This window comes from uncultured Acidovorax sp. (assembly GCF_964021665.1).
Taxonomy (GTDB): domain Bacteria; phylum Pseudomonadota; class Gammaproteobacteria; order Burkholderiales; family Burkholderiaceae_C; genus Acidovorax; species Acidovorax temperans.
This window is the reverse complement of the sequence record NZ_CAXIAK010000025.1, coordinates 1-15752: the sequence shown is the minus strand read 5'-3', so window position 1 is coordinate 15752 and position 15752 is coordinate 1. Positions and strand designations below refer to the sequence as shown.

Genomic DNA, 15752 nt, shown 5'->3' with positions numbered 1-15752 from the left:
CTGAACACCGTGACTTTGTTCCGCAGAGATCACTCCACGGTCACACTCTTGGCCAGGTTACGAGGCTTGTCCACATCCGTCCCGCGCGCGCAGGCCGTGTGGTAGGCCAGCAGCTGCAGCGGCACCACGTGCAACAGCGGCGAAAGCGCGCCGTAGTGTTCAGGCATACGGATCACGTGCAGGCCTTCGGCGCTTTCGATGTGGGTGTCGGCATCGGCCAGCACGTAGAGCACACCGGCGCGGGCGCGCACTTCCTGCATGTTGCTCTTGAGCTTTTCCAGCAGGGCGTCGTTGGGGGCCACGGTGACGACGGGCATGGCGCTGGTGACCAGGGCCAGGGGGCCGTGTTTAAGTTCGCCTGCGGGGTAGGCCTCGGCGTGGATGTAGCTGATTTCCTTGAGCTTGAGCGCGCCTTCGAGCGCGATGGGGTAGTGCAGGCCACGGCCGAGGAAAAGGGCGTTTTCCATGCGGGCGAAGTCTTCGGCCCAGCTGATGAGCTGTGGCTCCAGCGCCAGCACGGCCTGCAGGGCCACGGGCAGGTGGCGCATGGCTTTGAGGTGTTCGGCCTCTTGCGCTTCGGTGAGGCGCCCCTTGCTCTGGGCCAGTGCCAATGTCAGCAGGAACAGGCCCGCGAGCTGGGTGGTGAAGGCCTTGGTGCTGGCCACGCCGATCTCCACGCCGGCGCGGGTGATGTAAGCGAGCTTGCACTCACGCACCATGGCGCTGGTGGCCACGTTGCAGATGGTGAGCGTGTGCTGCATGCCTAGGCTCTGCGCGTGGCGCAGCGCGGCCAGGGTGTCGGCGGTTTCGCCGCTTTGGCTGATGGTGACGACCAGGGTGCGCGGGTTGGGCACGCTGGTGCGGTAGCGGTATTCGCTGGCCACTTCCACCTGGGTGGGAATGCCCGCGATGTCTTCCAGCCAGTACTTGGCGGTGCAGCCGCTGTAGTAGCTGGTGCCGCAGGCCAGGATGAGGACGTTGTCGATCTCCTTGAACACGCGCCACGCGGCCGCGCCGGGCTCGCCGTGCAGGCCTGCGCCGTCAAACAGCTCGGGCACGATGCCTTCCACGCCTTCGAGCGTGTCAGCAATGGCGCGCGGCTGCTCGAAGATTTCCTTTTGCATGTAGTGGCGATACGGGCCCAGCTCGGCCGCGCCGCTGTGGGCCAGCACAGTGCGCACGGGGCGCTCGGCGGGCGTCAGCGCCTGGCGCGTGGCCGCACCCTGGGCCACGATCCAGTAGCGGCCCAGTTGCAGATCCACCAGGTCACCCTCTTCCAGGTAAACGATCTGATCGGTCACGCCCGCCAGGGCCATGGCGTCGCTGGCCAGGAAGTGTTCCGAGCCGTCTTTGCCTACGCCCAGGATGAGCGGCGAGCCTGCGCGTGCGCCCACCACGCGGTGGGGTTCGTCCTTGTGGATGACGGCGATGGCGTAAGCGCCGTGCAGCTGTGCCACAGCGGCCTGCACCGCCTCAAACAAATCGCCCTGGTAGAGGCTGTCCACCAGGTGGGCGATGACTTCGGTGTCCGTCTGGCTCACAAACACGTAGCCACGGGCCTGCAGGGCGGCGCGCAGTTCTTCGTGGTTTTCGATGATGCCGTTGTGCACCAGCGCCACACGGCCTGGCTGGCTGGCGGCATCGCCCGTGCCTTGGCTGAAATGCGGGTGGGCGTTGTGCATGGCCGGTGCACCGTGCGTGGCCCAGCGGGTGTGGGCGATGCCGGTGGCGCCGTCCAGGTGCTCGACGGTCACTTGTTCCAGCAGTTCGGCCACGCGGGCGGTGCTGCGGGCGCGCTGCAGGCCACCCTGGGGCGTGCCGTTGCGCGACGCATCAAGGCTGGCGGCGTGCACTGCCACACCGCAGGAGTCATAGCCGCGGTATTCGAGCCGTTGCAAGCCCTGCACAAGGATGGGAACGATGTTGCGCGTGGATACCGCGCCGACGATGCCGCACATGGATGGTGCCTCCGATAAAACCAATGCGACGGATGGTAGGCAGGCGTCGGAGAAATATGCAGTTGATTTTTCAATGAAAGTGAAATTTAATTTCTACATCCATCCACATAGAAATAATATTTCATAATCAACTCTTTTATGCAATCAATCACCCTCGATGCCATCGACCTGCAACTGCTGGACTTGCTGCAGCACGATGCCGCCCAAAGCAACCAGGCCTTGGCCGAGCGGGTGCATGTATCGCCCCCCACCTGCCTGCGGCGCGTGAAGCGGCTGCACGATGTGGGCCTGATCGAGCGGCAGGTGGCCCTGCTGCAGCCCGATCGGCTGGCCGCCGTGCAGGGCCACGGGCTGGCCTGCCTTGTGGAAGTGAGCCTGGACCGCCAGAGCGCCGAGGCGCTGGACGCCTTTGAAGCCCGCGCCGTGGCCGACGCCGAGGTGCAGCAGTGCTGGCGCGTGTCGCCGGGGCCGGACTTTGTGCTGGTGGTGCACACGCGCGACATGCCGGGCTACCTGGCGTTGTCGCAGCGGCTGTTCACCGCCGATGCGAACGTGCGCAACGTCAAGGCGTTCTTCAGTACCAAGCGGGCAAAATTTGAAACAAAAGTGCCGCTAGCGCTCAACCCATAAGCGCCAGCAGCTATATCTTCAATAGCAAATCAAGCTGCCGCCGCAGGCCACTCCACCCGCACGGTGCAGCCCTGCCCTACCGCCGCCGTGGCGGTGATGTGGGCGCCGTGGCGTTCGGCAATGGTGCGGCACACGGCCAGGCCTGCGCCCACGCCATCAAATTCGGTTTCGCGGTGCAGGCGCTGGAAGATGCCGAACAGGCCTGCGGCGCGCTCGGGGTTGAAGCCCGCGCCGTTGTCTTGCACTTCCCACGCCACCCAGCCTGCGCCGCGCTCTGCGGGCACGGTGCGCACCGCAATGCTGGGGGCTGGCTGGTGCTGGCTGAACTTGAGGGCGTTGCCCAGCACCTGCACCAGCAGCTCGTGCAGCAGGGCCGGGTCGGCCAGCACGGTGGGCAGGTCAGCGGCCACGCTCCATTGCGCGGCCTCTGCCGTGGGCAGCGCGGCCCGGGCTTTTGCTACCGCGGCAGCCAATGCCACCGGCTGCAGGTGCAACGGCGCACGCCCCACGCGCGACAGGGCCAGCAGCCCGTCCAGCATCTGTGCCATGCGGCGGGCCGATTGCTCCATGGTGCCGACGAACCCTTGCGCCTCTTGCAGCGGCGGGCTTTGCTGCACATCGGCGGGCAGGTCACCCAGCACCTCGCGCACCAGCTTGCCGTACGACGTGATGTGGCGCAGCGGCGCACGCAGGTCGTGCGAGACCACGCGCAAAAACTCTTCCTGCGCAGCTGCCATGTCGGCCACCTGCTGCTGGCTGGCGGCCAGCGCGGCGCGCAATTGGTCAGGCGTGAGGTCGGGGGTCATGTCTTCGTCAAGCATGGCGCTCGGCTCACAGGGTGTCAGGCCTTGGGCAGCTTCTTGGGGCGTTGCCAATTGGCAATGCTGACCTGCTTGCCGCGGGCCACGCTCAGCGCGCCAGGCTCGGTGCTCTTGGTGATGGTGCTGCCACCGCCCACCGTGCCGCCCGCACCGATGGTGACGGGCGCCACCAGCACGCAGTTGCTGCCGATGTGCACATCGGCTTCGATCACCGTGCGGTGTTTGTTGGCGCCATCGTAGTTGGCGGTGATGCTGCCCGCGCCGTAGTTCACGCGCTCACCCACCGTGGCGTCGCCCAGGTAGGCCAGGTGGTTGGCCTTGGCACCATCGGCCAGCGTGCTGTTCTTCACCTCCACAAAGTTGCCGATGTGCACTTCGCGGCCCAGCTGTGCGCCGGGGCGCAGGCGGGCAAAGGGGCCAATCAAGGCGCCCTCGCCCACGGTGGCGCCGGCCTTTTCGCCGTCAATGTGGGTGTAGGGGTGGATGACTGCGCCCGCCGCGATGCGCGCGTTGGCGATGCAGCAGTTGGCGCCAATGCTCACGCCCTCGCCCAGTTCCACGCGGCCGGTGAAGACGCAGTTCACGTCGATTTCTACATCCTGCCCGCAGACCAGTTCGCCGCGCACGCCGGTGCGGGTGTCGTCGCGCAGGTCAAAGCGGGCCGGGTCGGCCAGGCGCACGCCCTGCTCCATCAAGGCGCGGGCCTGGCGCAGCTGGTGGGCGCGCTCCAGCTCGGCCAGTTGCAGGGGGCTGTTCACGCCCGCCACCTGCAGGGCATCGGTGATGCGGTGGGCCACCACGGGCACGCCATCGGCCACGGCCATGGCGACCACGTCTGTCAGGTAGTACTCGCCCTGGGCGTTGTGGTTCGTCAGCCGCGCCAGCCAGGGCGTGAGCAGCCGCGCGGGCACGGCCATGATGCCGCTGTACACCTCGGTGATGGCGCGCTGGGCGTCGGTGGCGTCTTTGTGCTCAACGATGCCTTGCACGGCGCCCTCGGCATCGCGCACGATGCGGCCATAGCCGGTGGGGTCGGGCAGCGTGACGGTGAGCAGCGCCAGCCGCTCGCCACCGCTGGCAGCCACCAGGGCGCGCAGGGTGTCGGCCTGGGTCAGGGGCACATCTCCCGAGAGGACGACCGCCGTGCCGTCCGCAGGCAAATGGGGCACGGCCTGCTGCACGGCGTGGCCGGTGCCCAGTTGCGGCTCTTGGCGCACAAACTTCAGATCAAAATGGGCTGTAGCGCTTGCTGCGCCTGCGGTAGCTGCTTCTACTTCTGTAGCACCATGGCCCGTGATGACGATGGCGCTGCGGGCCTGCAGGTGGGCTGCCTGGTCCAGTACATGGTGCAGCAGGGGGCGCCCGGCCAGGCGTTGCAGCACTTTGGGGGTGCGGCTTTTCATGCGCGTGCCTTTGCCGGCCGCCATGATGAGGATGTCGAGTGAAGTCATGAAAGCAAATCCGTGGGTGGGCGCAGCGGGCAGCCGCCGCGCGGGTTGCCGCCGATTATCGGCGCTGGCCCGCCACGCGTTGGCCCGCTATGTAAACAATAGCTGCCTGCGCTTTTGCGGCGGGCGCCACAGGCACTTTTTGCGTGATATGGCGGCGCTAAAGCACCGCGCTACAGCAGGGGCAGCAGCCGGGGCGGCCGGTCGTAATACTCGGCAATGCGCGCCAGCGCCCGGGTGTTGAGCATGCGCAGCCGCCCGTTCTTGAGTTCGTGCAGACCCAGGGCCGACAAGCGCCGCAGCGTCTTGTTGGTGTGCACCAGCGAGAGCCCCAGCGCATCGGCAATGTGCTGCTGGTTGAGCGGGAATGCCACCGAGCCGCCTTCCACCAACCCAATGCGTTCCATGCGCCGGTACAGGTGCATGAGCAGCATGGCCACGCGCTCAGTCGCGTTGCGCCGGCCTGCCGTGAGCAGGTGGTCGTCCACATGGCCTTCTTCGTGCGCCGACAGCCAGGTGATGTCATAGCCCAGACGCGGGTGCTCGCGAAACAGCGTCCACAGGCCATCGCTGGGGAACACGCACAGCGTGCAATCGGTAAGCGCCTCCACCCCGTGCATCGAGGCATCGCCAAACTCTTGCTGCAAGCCCACCAGGTCGCCGGGCAGCAAGAAGTTCAGGATCTGGCGCCGCCCGTCGCTGAGCGTTTTGTAGCGAAACGCCCAGCCCGAATACAGCGTGAAAAGGCGGGCATTGGCCTGGTTTTCATGCACCACAGCGCCGCCTGCGGGCACCGTGGCCGTGTCTGCCCGAAAGCGCTGGATAAAGTCCAGCTGCTCGGGCTGGACAGGGGTGAACGCCCCGGTGCGCCGCAGCCTGCAAGCATCGCAGGCGGGGGGACAAGCGGAGGTGGGAAGGGTGGCGTTCATGGTGGCGCCATTCTATGGATGCGACCGACGGTGCTAGCCCGCGCGCTGTGGGCATGGGCACCACAAATGCCGCCGGCGCTATGTCTTAGTACATTGCGGCGCAGCCAGGGGCCGTCTTATATTGGGCCGCTCTTATGAACACCGCACTCTACGAAGTCCTCTATGTGAGCACCCTCGCCCCCGACCAACCGCTGCAGGTGGTGGCCGAGATTGCAGCCCACGCCCGCCCGGTCAATGCCGCGATGGACATTACCGGCCTGCTGATCTTTGACGGCCAACGTTTTTGCCAGCAACTGGAAGGGCCGCAGAAGGCTGTGCTCAAACTGATGGAGCGCATCCGCGACGACACACGCCATGTGAACGTGGAAGTGGTGCACCACGGCCTGCTGGAGGCGCGGCGGTTTCGGGAGTTCAGCTTGGCATTCAGCACCGTAGAAGACGAAGAGGCCCTGGCACGCATGGAGCAACTGGACGGCCAAGCAGCGCTGGCCGCCTTCGAAGTGGTGCGCGAATCGCTGGTGCTGTGAGCCGACGCCACCTGCACCAACCGCATCAAAAGCTATTATTTTGATAGCTACTGGCGCTTGATATTCAAGCGCTGCAGCCGCTTTTCATGCATATCTCTTTTTCGCCGGGCGCTGCGGTGGCCATCACCCGGCCCAGGGCAAATCCTGCCAACCCTGCACCCAGACGCCCCGCCGCTGCCGTGACCTGGACCGCAGCTGCGCCTACGGCCCGCCCAGCGCCCGCCAGTGCACGCACCAGCTCTTGCAACGGCAGCACCACGCCCAATTCCCAGTCTCGGGCGGCGCGCGCGCGGTGGTGGTGTGGCGGTACGGCAACGGGGTCCCACTGAAAGAGCACGGGCGCATCAGCATCGCCCGCCCCGGGCAATGCCCAGGGCTCCAGCACCACATGCTGGCCCACGGCAACGGGCAGCGCATCGCCCGCCTGCAGCACCAGGTCTTGCGCAGACGGACCGCCGGTCAACCACACCCGGCCTTGGGCAATGTGCAGCACCCCCGACTCACGCGGCTCGAGCGACAGCGCCCGCCCGGGTGCCAGGCGCCAGCACCCCGCTGCCGCGCGGCGGCGCACCGGAGGCTGTGCGCAGGGTTGCAGTGGGGGAACAAGGGGGCGGGCTGGCATGGTCGGCTCCTGAATGAAAGAGTGGTCTAGGCCTGCATGGTGCGCGCGCGGGCCTGCACAGTCCAATGAAAACGCGCTACGCTATTGATTCCGATAGCGCATCAATCAAACCCCATGACTCCTGCCGAAAACGCCCCCGCCATCGTCCGCACCCGGGCTGTTGCCACCGGCCACTGGCGCGCCTTTCTGGCCGTGGCCAAGCACCTCAACTTCCGAGCGGCGGCGGATGAACTGGCGCTTACCCAATCGGCGGTCAGCCGGCAGATCCAGGCGCTGGAAGACGAGGTGGGCGTGCCTTTGTTCTTGCGCCACACGCGTGCGGTGGAGCTGACCAGCGCAGGTGCACAACTGCACCGCGCCGTGGGGCCGGCCATTGAACGCATGGACGCCGCCGTGCGGCTGGTGCGCCAGACGGCCGGGCGGCGCAGCGTTGCCATTACCACCTGGGCCAGCTTTGCATCGATGTGGCTCATCCCCCGGCTGGAGGAATTCCAGCGCGATCACCCCGGCATCGACATTCGCATTGATGCCAGCGACGCGCAGCTGGACCTGGACACCTCGGACGTGGACCTGGCCCTGCGCTACAGCGTGCCCGGCCCCGCCACGCAAGGCGGCATGCGCCTGTTTGGCGAGCAGCTGGCCGTGGTGGCCAGCCCCTGGCTGCTCAAAGGCAAGCCCGAGCTGCGCACACCGGCCGACGTGGCCCAGTTCACCCTGATCGAGGCGAGCGACGCGCACCGCTCCGCCCACCTGGAGTGGCTGAGCTGGCGGCGCTGGCTGGACATCCACGGCGTGGACAAGCTGCAGCCCGAGCGCTGGCTGTATTTCAACTACGCGCACCAGATTGCCCAGGCCGCCCTGAGCGGCCAGGGGCTGGCGCTGTCGCGCATGCCCCTGATTGCCGACGCGCTGGCAGCAGGGGACCTGCTGGAGGTGCTGCCCCGGCACCGCATCGACACACCGCTGGCCTACTGGCTCATGGTGGGCCCACGCAGCGCACAGCGGCCCGAAGTCAAGGCGTTTTGCACCTGGCTGGCAGCACAGGCTGAAATCACGCGAGCGGCCATTGGCGATGGGCCCGACCCCGACACGCAAGACCACCTCGACTGAAAGGCCCCTGTGAAAACACCAGTCACCGCCGCAACCTCTCGGAGGACACTTCGCACTGGCCATGGGCTGCCCCACCGCAGCGCCCGCTCACACCAAGCCGGGGCACCCCGCTGACCACGGCCCCGCCCCTGCCGCCACCATGCACCCGATCGAGGCCCCAACGACAACTTTCGCCTGCTGATACGCCAGGCGTCGGCCTTGTGCGTGCTGGTGCACAGCCTGTACATCGCGCTTTTTGTGTGGGCCAACGTCGATGCTCTGGCCTGGCTGAATGTGGCCAGTGTGCTCACCCATTGCGTTGCGTTCTGGCTGTCGCGCACCGACCGCCACGTCAGGGCCGCATCCCTGGTGCTGATCGCCGATATCACCGTGCACGCCATCGCCGCCACGGTGGTCATCGGCTGGGAGGCGGGCTTTCATTACCTGATGCTGCCCGTGGTGCCGGTGGCCATGTTGTCATCCAGCGAACACCGGATGACCAAGAACGCCATCGCACTGTGCCTGTCTGCCATCTACCTGGGCCTGGACGGCTGGAGTGACAACAACCCACCGCAGTACCTGCTGGACGACACCTTGCTGGACTTGCTGCGCGACCAGAACATCCTCACGCTGCTGCTGGCCTTCATCGTCCTCTCGCGCGGCTACTACAACGTGGTCACCCAGGCGCAGGCGGCACTGGCCAAGGAAGCGTCCACCGACCCACTCACTGGCGCCGTGAACCGCCGCCGCATGATGGACATGGGGCGCAGCGAAATGGCAAAGCAGCAGCACGGGGAGCCTCCCCTGGCCCTGCTGCTGTGTGACCTCGACCATTTCAAGCGCATCAACGACACCCATGGCCACCGCGCAGGGGACCTGGTTCTGCAGGATTTTTATCGCCGCGCGTTGGGGGTGACCCGATCCACCGACACGATCTGCCGCTGGGGTGGCGAAGAGTTCCTGATTCTGTTGCCGGACACCCCCACCACAGGGGCCTGCAACCTGGCAGAGCGCCTGCACCAGGCCATTGTCACCACCCCGTTCAGGGTGGGCTCAGGCAAAGTGCTGCATGTGACCGTGACCATCGGCGTGGCCACCGTGCGCGCCGGTGAAGACTTGCTGGACGCAGTGCACCGCGCAGATGCAGCGCTGTACCAGGGCAAGCAGCAAGGGCGCAACCGGGTCGTAAGGGCCAGGCGCCCACGGGGCAGGATGCGCGGCCCGAGCGGGCGCGCAGCCCTGCCATGCGGCAAGACTGAGCCCCCCAAAAACGCCGGTCAGCCCAGCGTCACGCGGGCAAACTTGCGCTTGCCCACTTGCACGACATAGGTGCCAGCCTCCAGCTTCAAGCCCTTGTCGCTGACCACGCTGCCATCCACACGCACGCCGCCGCCGTCAATCAAACGGTTGGCCTCGCTGGTCGATGGCGCCAGATTGGCCTGTTTGAGCAAGGCACCAATACCCAGAGGCGCGCCGGACAACGCCACATCAGGAATATCGTCGGGCACGCCGCCCTTGCTGCGGTTGATGAAGTCTTGCTCGGCCGCATCGGCCGCTGCAGCGCTGTGGAAGCGGGCCGTGATTTCCTTGGCAAGCGCCACCTTCGCATCCTTGGGGTTGCGCCCGCCCGCCACTTCGGCCTTGAGCGCGGCGATCTCGTCCAGGCTCTTGAAGGACAACAAGGTGTACCAGTCCCACATCAGGGTGTCCGAAATCGACAGCACCTTCGCAAACATGGTGTTGGCGTCTTCGGTGATGCCGATGTAGTTGTTCTTGGACTTGGACATCTTGTCCACGCCATCCAGCCCCACCAGCAAAGGCATGGTGAGCACGCACTGCGGCTCCTGGCCATACTCCTGCTGCAAATGGCGGCCCATCAGCAGATTGAATTTCTGGTCCGTGCCGCCCAGCTCCAGGTCGCTCTTGAGGGCCACGGAGTCATAACCCTGCAGCAGGGGGTAGAGGAATTCATGCAGGCTGATCGAGCTGCCATCGGTGAAGCGCTGGTGGAAGTCGTTGCGCTCCATCATGCGGGCCACCGTGTACTTGGCCGACAGCTGGATCATGCCGCGCGCGCCCAGGGCGTCACACCACTCGCTGTTGTAGCGAATTTCCGTGCGCGCCGGGTCCAGCACCTTGGCGGCCTGGGTGTAATAGGTTTCGGCGTTGAACTTGATCTGCTCGGGCGTGAGCGGCGGGCGCGTGCTGTTCCGGCCTGAAGGATCACCAATCAGCGTTGTGAAGTCGCCGATCAGAAAAATCACCTGGTGGCCCAGGTCCTGCAGCTGCCGCATCTTGTTGAGCACCACCGTGTGGCCGATGTGGATGTCAGGTGCCGTGGGGTCAAGGCCGAGCTTGATACGCAGGGGCTTGCCCGTGGATTCGGAGCGCGCCAGCTTCTTGGCCCACTCGTCCTGCGGCAGCAACTCTTCCACGCCCCGCAGCGAGACTTCCAGGGCCTTTCGTACACCATCGGACAGCGGGCTTGTTGTAACAGCAGATTGATTCATAAGGGTTTTTTTCGATGTCTGGGGATCGCGCGCCGCTATACTCGGGCTCCATTGCAAAGGCGGATTCTAGTAGGGCCGCCGTTTCGGCACTGGATTCACTGGCCGAAATTTGCCTTGTATCCATCTCAGTGCCTCCACGTGCCGCAGAGCCACCCGCTCCCGGCTCAGACGTTGACACACCAATTCTGGGGATAGAACTTGATTCACGGCTTGACCACCGCCAGCCTGGCTTTGCTTGATCGCCTGTCCCAAACCGCCCAAAAACACCCCAAGCGCATCACCGCTGCAGTGGCTGCTGTGCTGCTGACAGGCGGCGGCGGGGCGTTTGCTGTGGCATCGCTTGGCCCCGATGCCGCGAACCTGCCCACCAAACTGGTGAGCTATCCGGTTGAATCGCTGGTAGAAAACCTTTCCCTCGAGGCACTGGAAGCACCAGGCTTCTCGCTGTACCGGTCTGAGCAGACCCGCAGTAGTGACACCGCTGAATCGCTGCTGCAACGCATGGGCGTTGCCGATCCAGCCGCGGCGGCATTCTTGCGCTCTGACAACACGGTGCGCCAGAACTTGCTGGGCCGCGCGGGCCGCCTGGTTTCCGCAGAAACTACGGACGACCACAGCCTGGTACGCCTGACTGCACGTTGGGCCCCCGACGACAGCGGCACCTTCCGCCGACTGGTGGTCGAACGCAAGGGCGAAGGCTTCGCCTCCCGCATCGAAACCGCTCCCCTCACCAAAGGCACCCGCCTGGCTGGTGGCGTGATTCGCAGTTCATTGTTTGCAGCCACAGACGCAGCCAACATTCCCGATGCCGTCGCAATGCAAGTGGCGGAAATCTTCTCCGGCAACATCGACTTCCACCGCTCCCTGCGCAAGGAAGACCGCTTCGCCGTGGTGTACGAAACACTCGAGGCCGATGGTGAGCCGCTGCGCAGCGGCCGCGTGCTGAGCACCGAGTTCAGCAATAACGGCAAGACATACGAAGCCGTGTGGTTCCAGGAACCTGAGGCATCCAAAGGCGCCTACTACACCCTCGATGGTGAAAGCATGCGCCGCGCGTACCTTGCTTCCCCCGTCGAGTTTTCTCGGGTGACCAGTGGCTTCAAAATGCGGATGCACCCGATCCTGAACACCTGGCGTGCACACCTTGGCACCGACTACGCAGCCCCTACAGGCACCCCGGTGCGCACGGTGGGTGATGGTGTGGTGGAGTTTGCAGGGGTACAGAACGGTTTTGGCAACGTGGTCTTCGTCAAGCACCGCAACCAGCATGTGACCGTGTACGCCCACCTGAGCCGCATTGATGTCAAGAATGGCCAGTCGGTAGAACAAGGCCAAACCGTGGGTGCCGTGGGCGCCACGGGCTGGGCGACCGGGCCGCACCTGCATTTCGAGTTCCGCATCAACGGTCAGCACCAGGACCCACAAACCATAGCCCAGCAAAGCGAGGCAGCAGCACCCGTCTCTACTGCGGCGCGGCCCGCCTTCCAGCGCCTGGCCGCCGCCATGCGCACCCAACTGTCGTCAGCAGACCTGATCCAGCAGGCCAGCGCTCAGTAAAAGTATTCATCCCCCGCCTGCACACAGCAAGCGGGCTGAATGCGCCAGACGCCACAACCATGGGTGATCTCTACATCGGACTGATGTCTGGCACCTCGCTGGATGGGGTGGATGCTGTTCTGGTGGACTTTGCTGGAAAACGCCTCCAGGTACTGGGACACCGATCTGCCCCTTTTTCTGACGGGCTCAAAAGCGAGCTGCTGGCCCTGAACACGTCTGGAGCCGACGAGTTGCACAGAGCCGCCCTCGCGGGCAACGCCGTCTCTCGCATCTATGCATCTCTGGTCCAGCAACTGCTGAGTGACCTGCAACTCAACGCTCGTCGAATCAGCGCCCTGGGCGCCCATGGACAAACCGTCCGCCATCGCCCCCAGGAATTCGACGGGACGGGCTACACACTGCAGCTGCAAAACCCCGCCTTGTTGGCGGAGCTCACCGGCATTCGTGTGGTGGCCGACTTCCGCTGCCGCGACGTCGCGGCAGGCGGCCAGGGCGCACCTTTGGTTCCTGCATTCCACCACGGTGTTTTCCGCAAGCCCAACCAGACGGTGCTGGTGCTCAACATTGGCGGCATCTCCAACATCAGTGTGCTACCAGCGCAAGGACTGGTGATCGGCTTTGATTGCGGCCCCGGCAATGCGCTCATGGACTACTGGTGCCAACAGCACACCGGCGCACCCTACGATGCTCAAGGCCGCTGGGCGGCCCAGGGCACTGTGCACCCGGCCCTGCTGGAAACCTTTTTGAAAGAGCCGTTCTTTCAAAAAGCGCCACCGAAAAGCACCGGAAGGGATTTGTTCAATGTGGCGTGGCTCAACAGCAAGTTGCAGCACTTTGCGGACCTGCACCCCGCCGATGTACAAGCCACTTTGACCGAGCTGACCGCCCAGGCTTGCGCAAACACAGTCAAACAATACGGTGGAGGTGCGACTTTGATGGCTGTATGCGGTGGCGGCGCGCTCAACAACCACCTGATGCACCGACTGAAGGACTTGTTGGCCCCATTACCCGTGGAGCCAACGGATGTACTGGGCCTGCCTGTGATGCAGGTGGAAGCCTGTGCCTTTGCGTGGCTGGCTCGTCAAACCATCCTCGGGCAAGCAGGGAACCTTCCAAACGTCACGGGCGCACAAGGCGCCCGTGTTTTAGGGGCCATCTACCCCGCTTGATGCCCTTTTGCAGGGCTTGGCCTGGTCAGGCAGAGAAGCTGGAACCGCAACCACAGGTGGTGGTAGCGTTCGGGTTCTTGATCACAAACTGTGCGCCTTGCAGGTCTTCCTTGTAGTCGATCTCAGCGCCCACCAGATACTGGTAGCTCATCGCGTCGATCAACAACGACACCCCGTTCTTGGTCATGGTGGTGTCGTCGTCATTGGTGATTTCATCGAAGGTGAAACCGTACTGGAAGCCAGAGCAGCCACCGCCTTGGACGAAGACGCGCAGTTTCAAATCTGGATTCCCCTCTTCAGCAATCAGATCCGCAACCTTGGCCGCAGCGCTGTCAGTGAACAGAATCGGCGCGGGCATTTCGGTGGGGACATTTTCAGCAACTGTACTCATGGGGACTCCGGATTCAAAAATTGCATGAGATGGTACTGCAACACCCCCATGCGCTCAGCTCACTGGTTGTTTGACGTTAGTTTGAGTGGGGGCTTTTCTTCAATCAACACGGCTGCAGGTTGCAACTGACCCGCAATCGTCGCCCCTTGGTGCATCTCCAGAGCCCTGTAGTTCACATTGCCTGTGATGCGCGCCTTGGGCTGCAGTTCCAGCAGCTCCGCAGCATGCACTGGCCCCACCACCGACCCATTCACGATCACATGGTCAGCATGCACAGCTCCCTCCACTCGGGCCGTTTCGGAAATCACCAAGATGCTGGGTTGCTCGGTCGAAGCGCGGATATCACCCACCACATCCCCGTCGATCCGGATTCCTTCTTCAAACAGAACATTGCCTTCGATGCGGGTGCCATGGGCAATCAAGCTTTTGATGGGCGGCTGCTTCTTGCGAGAAAACATTGGAACTCCTCCTCAGACGCCTTTGCGGCGCTCCACTACGAAATCATTGAGACACCGCACCACCACGCCAGGCAGAAAGCCCCAGCACCAGTGCATTGCGCACACGTTCGCAAGCCCCCTCGGCGGACTCAATCCAGATCTACCGCCTGGATTGCCCGAATGGTCTGGCCTTCATAGACACGGGCGGTCACGGTTTTTACCACGACATTCAGAGGCAAAGCGAATACGCCCCCCAAGCGACGGTACTGGCGAAATTGGATCGCCTGCCCTTCGGGCGGGAAGGCCTGCGTCCAAGGCTTGCCGTTGAGAACACCTGCAAGCACCAATTCCAGGCGCCCTTTGAATTCCGGCGCATTGCGTGCAGCGGCAGCCTGAATGACCAGCACCTGCCACTTCAGCTGCGCACCACCCACCAACTCCGCCTTCAGGCCACGTATGGTGACGCCATCCGATTTGGCCGCAGGAATGAGTTTTTCAAAAAAACCCAGATCGTCTCGCAGGGCGCGATTCTCCGCTTCCAGCTGTTTCACCTGGGCAGTCAAGCGCTCCAGTGTTGCACGATCAGCAGTCAAGAGACTCTCCGCCGTTTGCGACAGCAACTGGGTTTGCTGTGACTGCTCCCGCAATCGATCAATCTCGGCGCGCAGTTGCATCACCTCCTGCCGCGAAGTGGGCTCAAGGCCTGCAATCGACTTACCAAACTCAAAAGCCCACAAAGCGGTGGCTGCGCTCAGGCCCAAGGCAAGCGCCAATACCAGCCAGCGCAGGGGCCACGGCATCGCACTGCGAATGGCCACCCTGGGTGCGCTAATGGTCAACCGCCGACGAAGCAAACGAAAACGCATGTACGAACCATCCCCCCTGAAGAAGCACGCACCATAAACGCAAAAACCGCCCGAAGGCGGTTTTTGCAGAGGCCGGGGGAAAACCCGGTCTCCTGAAGGCTGCGAAGATTAACGCTTCGAGAACTGCTTTGCACGACGTGCAGAGTGCAGACCCACCTTCTTACGCTCCACTTCACGTGCATCACGTGTCACGAAGCCGGCTTGGCTCAGTGCAGACTTGAGTGTTGCATCGTAGTCAATCAGAGCGCGGGTGATGCCGTGACGGGTCGCACCGGCTTGACCGGATTCACCACCGCCGTGGACATTGACCTGGATGTCGAAAGTTTCGACATGGTTGGTCAGCACCAGGGGTTGCTTGGCAATCATGATCGATGTTTCGCGGCCGAAGTAGGACTGGATGTCCTTGCCGTTCACAGTAATCTTGCCGGAGCCTTTTTTCAGAAACACGCGGGCGACGCTGGACTTGCGACGGCCGGTGCCATTGTTCCATTCACCAATCATTCTCAAGGCTCCTTAGATTTCCAGCACTTTGGGCTGCTGGGCGGCGTGGGGATGCTCAGCACCACCGTACACCTTGAGTTTCTTGATCATTGCATAGCCCAGGGGACCCTTAGGCAGCATGCCCTTGACAGCCTTTTCCAGAGCACGACCAGGGTGCTTGGCTTGCATGTCGCGGAAGTTGGTGGCCGTGATACCGCCGGGATAGCCCGAGTGACGGTAGTACACCTTGTCCAGGGACTTGGTGCCGGTAACCTTGAGTTGGGCTGCGTTGATAACGACGATGAAGTCACCGGTATC

General features: G+C 63.9%; 17 protein-coding genes. 6 read left to right on the top strand and 11 right to left on the bottom strand.

Translation table 11 applies throughout. The annotated features are described in order from the left end of the window. Positions 1-29: 29 nt before the first annotated feature. Positions 30-1958, bottom strand: coding sequence for a glutamine--fructose-6-phosphate transaminase (isomerizing) (gene glmS, locus AADJ04_RS07660; protein ID WP_341239252.1), 1929 nt, complete (start codon positions 1956-1958; stop codon positions 30-32). A gap of 138 nt (positions 1959-2096) precedes the next feature. On the opposite strand from glmS, the gene AADJ04_RS07655 reads away from it, so the two are divergent. Continuing rightward, positions 2097-2588, top strand: coding sequence for an Lrp/AsnC family transcriptional regulator (locus AADJ04_RS07655; RefSeq protein ID WP_044396990.1), 492 nt, complete (start codon positions 2097-2099; stop codon positions 2586-2588). 29 nt (positions 2589-2617) lie between these two features. Here the strand turns inward: AADJ04_RS07655 and AADJ04_RS07650 are convergent, their stop codons facing one another. The 3 genes from AADJ04_RS07650 to AADJ04_RS07640 all read right to left on the bottom strand — a co-directional run bounded on the left by AADJ04_RS07650 (position 2618) and on the right by AADJ04_RS07640 (position 5786). Then, positions 2618-3409 carry an ATP-binding protein gene (locus AADJ04_RS07650; protein ID WP_341239251.1) on the bottom strand — a complete coding sequence of 264 codons (792 nt, stop codon included), beginning with the start codon at positions 3407-3409 and terminating at the stop codon, positions 2618-2620. A 20-nt stretch (positions 3410-3429) separates the two neighbouring features. Next, positions 3430-4860, bottom strand: a complete 1431-nt coding sequence (gene glmU, locus AADJ04_RS07645) for a bifunctional UDP-N-acetylglucosamine diphosphorylase/glucosamine-1-phosphate N-acetyltransferase GlmU (RefSeq protein ID WP_341239250.1) — start codon at positions 4858-4860, stop codon at positions 3430-3432. Positions 4861-5030: 170 nt separating this feature from the next. Beyond that, on the bottom strand, positions 5031-5786 hold the full coding sequence (locus tag AADJ04_RS07640) for a Crp/Fnr family transcriptional regulator (protein WP_341239249.1): 756 nt from the start codon (positions 5784-5786) through the stop codon (positions 5031-5033). 134 nt (positions 5787-5920) lie between these two features. Between AADJ04_RS07640 and AADJ04_RS07635 the strand changes: the two genes are divergently transcribed. Then, positions 5921-6313, top strand: a complete 393-nt coding sequence (locus AADJ04_RS07635) for a BLUF domain-containing protein (RefSeq protein ID WP_341239248.1) — start codon at positions 5921-5923, stop codon at positions 6311-6313. 64 nt (positions 6314-6377) lie between these two features. Here AADJ04_RS07635 and AADJ04_RS07630 read toward each other — a convergent pair whose 3' ends face one another. After that, entirely contained in the window at positions 6378-6935 is a 558-nt protein-coding gene (locus tag AADJ04_RS07630) for a DUF2917 domain-containing protein (protein WP_341239247.1), read from the bottom strand. 114 nt (positions 6936-7049) lie between these two features. Between AADJ04_RS07630 and AADJ04_RS07625 the strand changes: the two genes are divergently transcribed. Both AADJ04_RS07625 and AADJ04_RS07620 read left to right on the top strand, forming a co-directional pair. Next, positions 7050-8045: a LysR substrate-binding domain-containing protein gene (locus AADJ04_RS07625; protein WP_341239246.1), complete on the top strand. Its 996-nt coding sequence runs from the start codon at positions 7050-7052 to the stop codon at positions 8043-8045. Positions 8046-8255: 210 nt separating this feature from the next. Beyond that, entirely contained in the window at positions 8256-9353 is a 1098-nt protein-coding gene (locus AADJ04_RS07620; RefSeq protein ID WP_341239245.1) for a GGDEF domain-containing protein, read from the top strand. On the opposite strand, the gene tyrS is transcribed toward AADJ04_RS07620, so the two are convergent. Continuing rightward, positions 9302-10534 carry a tyrosine--tRNA ligase gene (gene tyrS, locus AADJ04_RS07615; RefSeq protein ID WP_338818808.1) on the bottom strand — a complete coding sequence of 411 codons (1233 nt, stop codon included), beginning with the start codon at positions 10532-10534 and terminating at the stop codon, positions 9302-9304. The genes AADJ04_RS07620 and tyrS overlap by 52 nt on opposite strands. A gap of 198 nt (positions 10535-10732) precedes the next feature. Here tyrS and AADJ04_RS07610 point away from each other — a divergent pair, with 198 nt between their 5' ends. Together AADJ04_RS07610 and AADJ04_RS07605 are read left to right on the top strand one after the other, a co-directional pair. Next, positions 10733-12091 carry a M23 family metallopeptidase gene (locus tag AADJ04_RS07610; RefSeq protein WP_341239244.1) on the top strand — a complete coding sequence of 453 codons (1359 nt, stop codon included), beginning with the start codon at positions 10733-10735 and terminating at the stop codon, positions 12089-12091. Between the two features lie 59 nt (positions 12092-12150). Further along, positions 12151-13260: an anhydro-N-acetylmuramic acid kinase gene (locus tag AADJ04_RS07605; RefSeq protein WP_341239243.1), complete on the top strand. Its 1110-nt coding sequence runs from the start codon at positions 12151-12153 to the stop codon at positions 13258-13260. A 25-nt stretch (positions 13261-13285) separates the two neighbouring features. Here AADJ04_RS07605 and erpA read toward each other — a convergent pair whose 3' ends face one another. The 5 genes from erpA to rplM all read right to left on the bottom strand — a co-directional run. Next, a complete protein-coding gene (gene erpA, locus AADJ04_RS07600) occupies positions 13286-13651 on the bottom strand; it encodes an iron-sulfur cluster insertion protein ErpA (RefSeq protein WP_044396980.1) in 366 nt (121 codons plus the stop codon). A 59-nt stretch (positions 13652-13710) separates the two neighbouring features. After that, positions 13711-14109, bottom strand: coding sequence for a polymer-forming cytoskeletal protein (locus tag AADJ04_RS07595; RefSeq protein WP_341239242.1), 399 nt, complete (start codon positions 14107-14109; stop codon positions 13711-13713). Positions 14110-14237: 128 nt separating this feature from the next. Further along, positions 14238-14954 carry a DUF6776 family protein gene (locus tag AADJ04_RS07590; protein ID WP_341239241.1) on the bottom strand — a complete coding sequence of 239 codons (717 nt, stop codon included), beginning with the start codon at positions 14952-14954 and terminating at the stop codon, positions 14238-14240. Positions 14955-15062: 108 nt separating this feature from the next. Beyond that, entirely contained in the window at positions 15063-15455 is a 393-nt protein-coding gene (gene rpsI / locus AADJ04_RS07585; RefSeq protein WP_044396979.1) for a 30S ribosomal protein S9, read from the bottom strand. Positions 15456-15467: 12 nt separating this feature from the next. After that, positions 15468-15752 (bottom strand): 50S ribosomal protein L13 (gene rplM, locus AADJ04_RS07580; RefSeq protein WP_341239240.1); only part of this gene is annotated, 285 nt, incomplete at its 5' end.

What these genes read in the sequence shown, in the direction of transcription:
- AADJ04_RS07605 (WP_341239243.1), top strand. Translation starts at nt 12,151, where the DNA reads ATGGGTGATCTCTACATCGGACTGATGTCTGGCACCTCGCTGGATGGG.
- tyrS (WP_338818808.1), bottom strand. Translation starts at nt 10,534, where the DNA reads ATGAATCAATCTGCTGTTACAACAAGCCCGCTGTCCGATGGTGTACGA.
- AADJ04_RS07625 (WP_341239246.1), top strand. Translation starts at nt 7,050, where the DNA reads ATGACTCCTGCCGAAAACGCCCCCGCCATCGTCCGCACCCGGGCTGTT.
- glmS (WP_341239252.1), bottom strand. Translation starts at nt 1,958, where the DNA reads ATGTGCGGCATCGTCGGCGCGGTATCCACGCGCAACATCGTTCCCATC.
- glmU (WP_341239250.1), bottom strand. Translation starts at nt 4,860, where the DNA reads ATGACTTCACTCGACATCCTCATCATGGCGGCCGGCAAAGGCACGCGC.
- AADJ04_RS07640 (WP_341239249.1), bottom strand. Translation starts at nt 5,786, where the DNA reads ATGAACGCCACCCTTCCCACCTCCGCTTGTCCCCCCGCCTGCGATGCT.
- AADJ04_RS07655 (WP_044396990.1), top strand. Translation starts at nt 2,097, where the DNA reads ATGCAATCAATCACCCTCGATGCCATCGACCTGCAACTGCTGGACTTG.
- AADJ04_RS07595 (WP_341239242.1), bottom strand. Translation starts at nt 14,109, where the DNA reads ATGTTTTCTCGCAAGAAGCAGCCGCCCATCAAAAGCTTGATTGCCCAT.
- AADJ04_RS07635 (WP_341239248.1), top strand. Translation starts at nt 5,921, where the DNA reads ATGAACACCGCACTCTACGAAGTCCTCTATGTGAGCACCCTCGCCCCC.
- AADJ04_RS07630 (WP_341239247.1), bottom strand. Translation starts at nt 6,935, where the DNA reads ATGCCAGCCCGCCCCCTTGTTCCCCCACTGCAACCCTGCGCACAGCCT.
- AADJ04_RS07590 (WP_341239241.1), bottom strand. Translation starts at nt 14,954, where the DNA reads ATGCGTTTTCGTTTGCTTCGTCGGCGGTTGACCATTAGCGCACCCAGG.
- AADJ04_RS07650 (WP_341239251.1), bottom strand. Translation starts at nt 3,409, where the DNA reads ATGCTTGACGAAGACATGACCCCCGACCTCACGCCTGACCAATTGCGC.
- erpA (WP_044396980.1), bottom strand. Translation starts at nt 13,651, where the DNA reads ATGAGTACAGTTGCTGAAAATGTCCCCACCGAAATGCCCGCGCCGATT.
- rpsI (WP_044396979.1), bottom strand. Translation starts at nt 15,455, where the DNA reads ATGATTGGTGAATGGAACAATGGCACCGGCCGTCGCAAGTCCAGCGTC.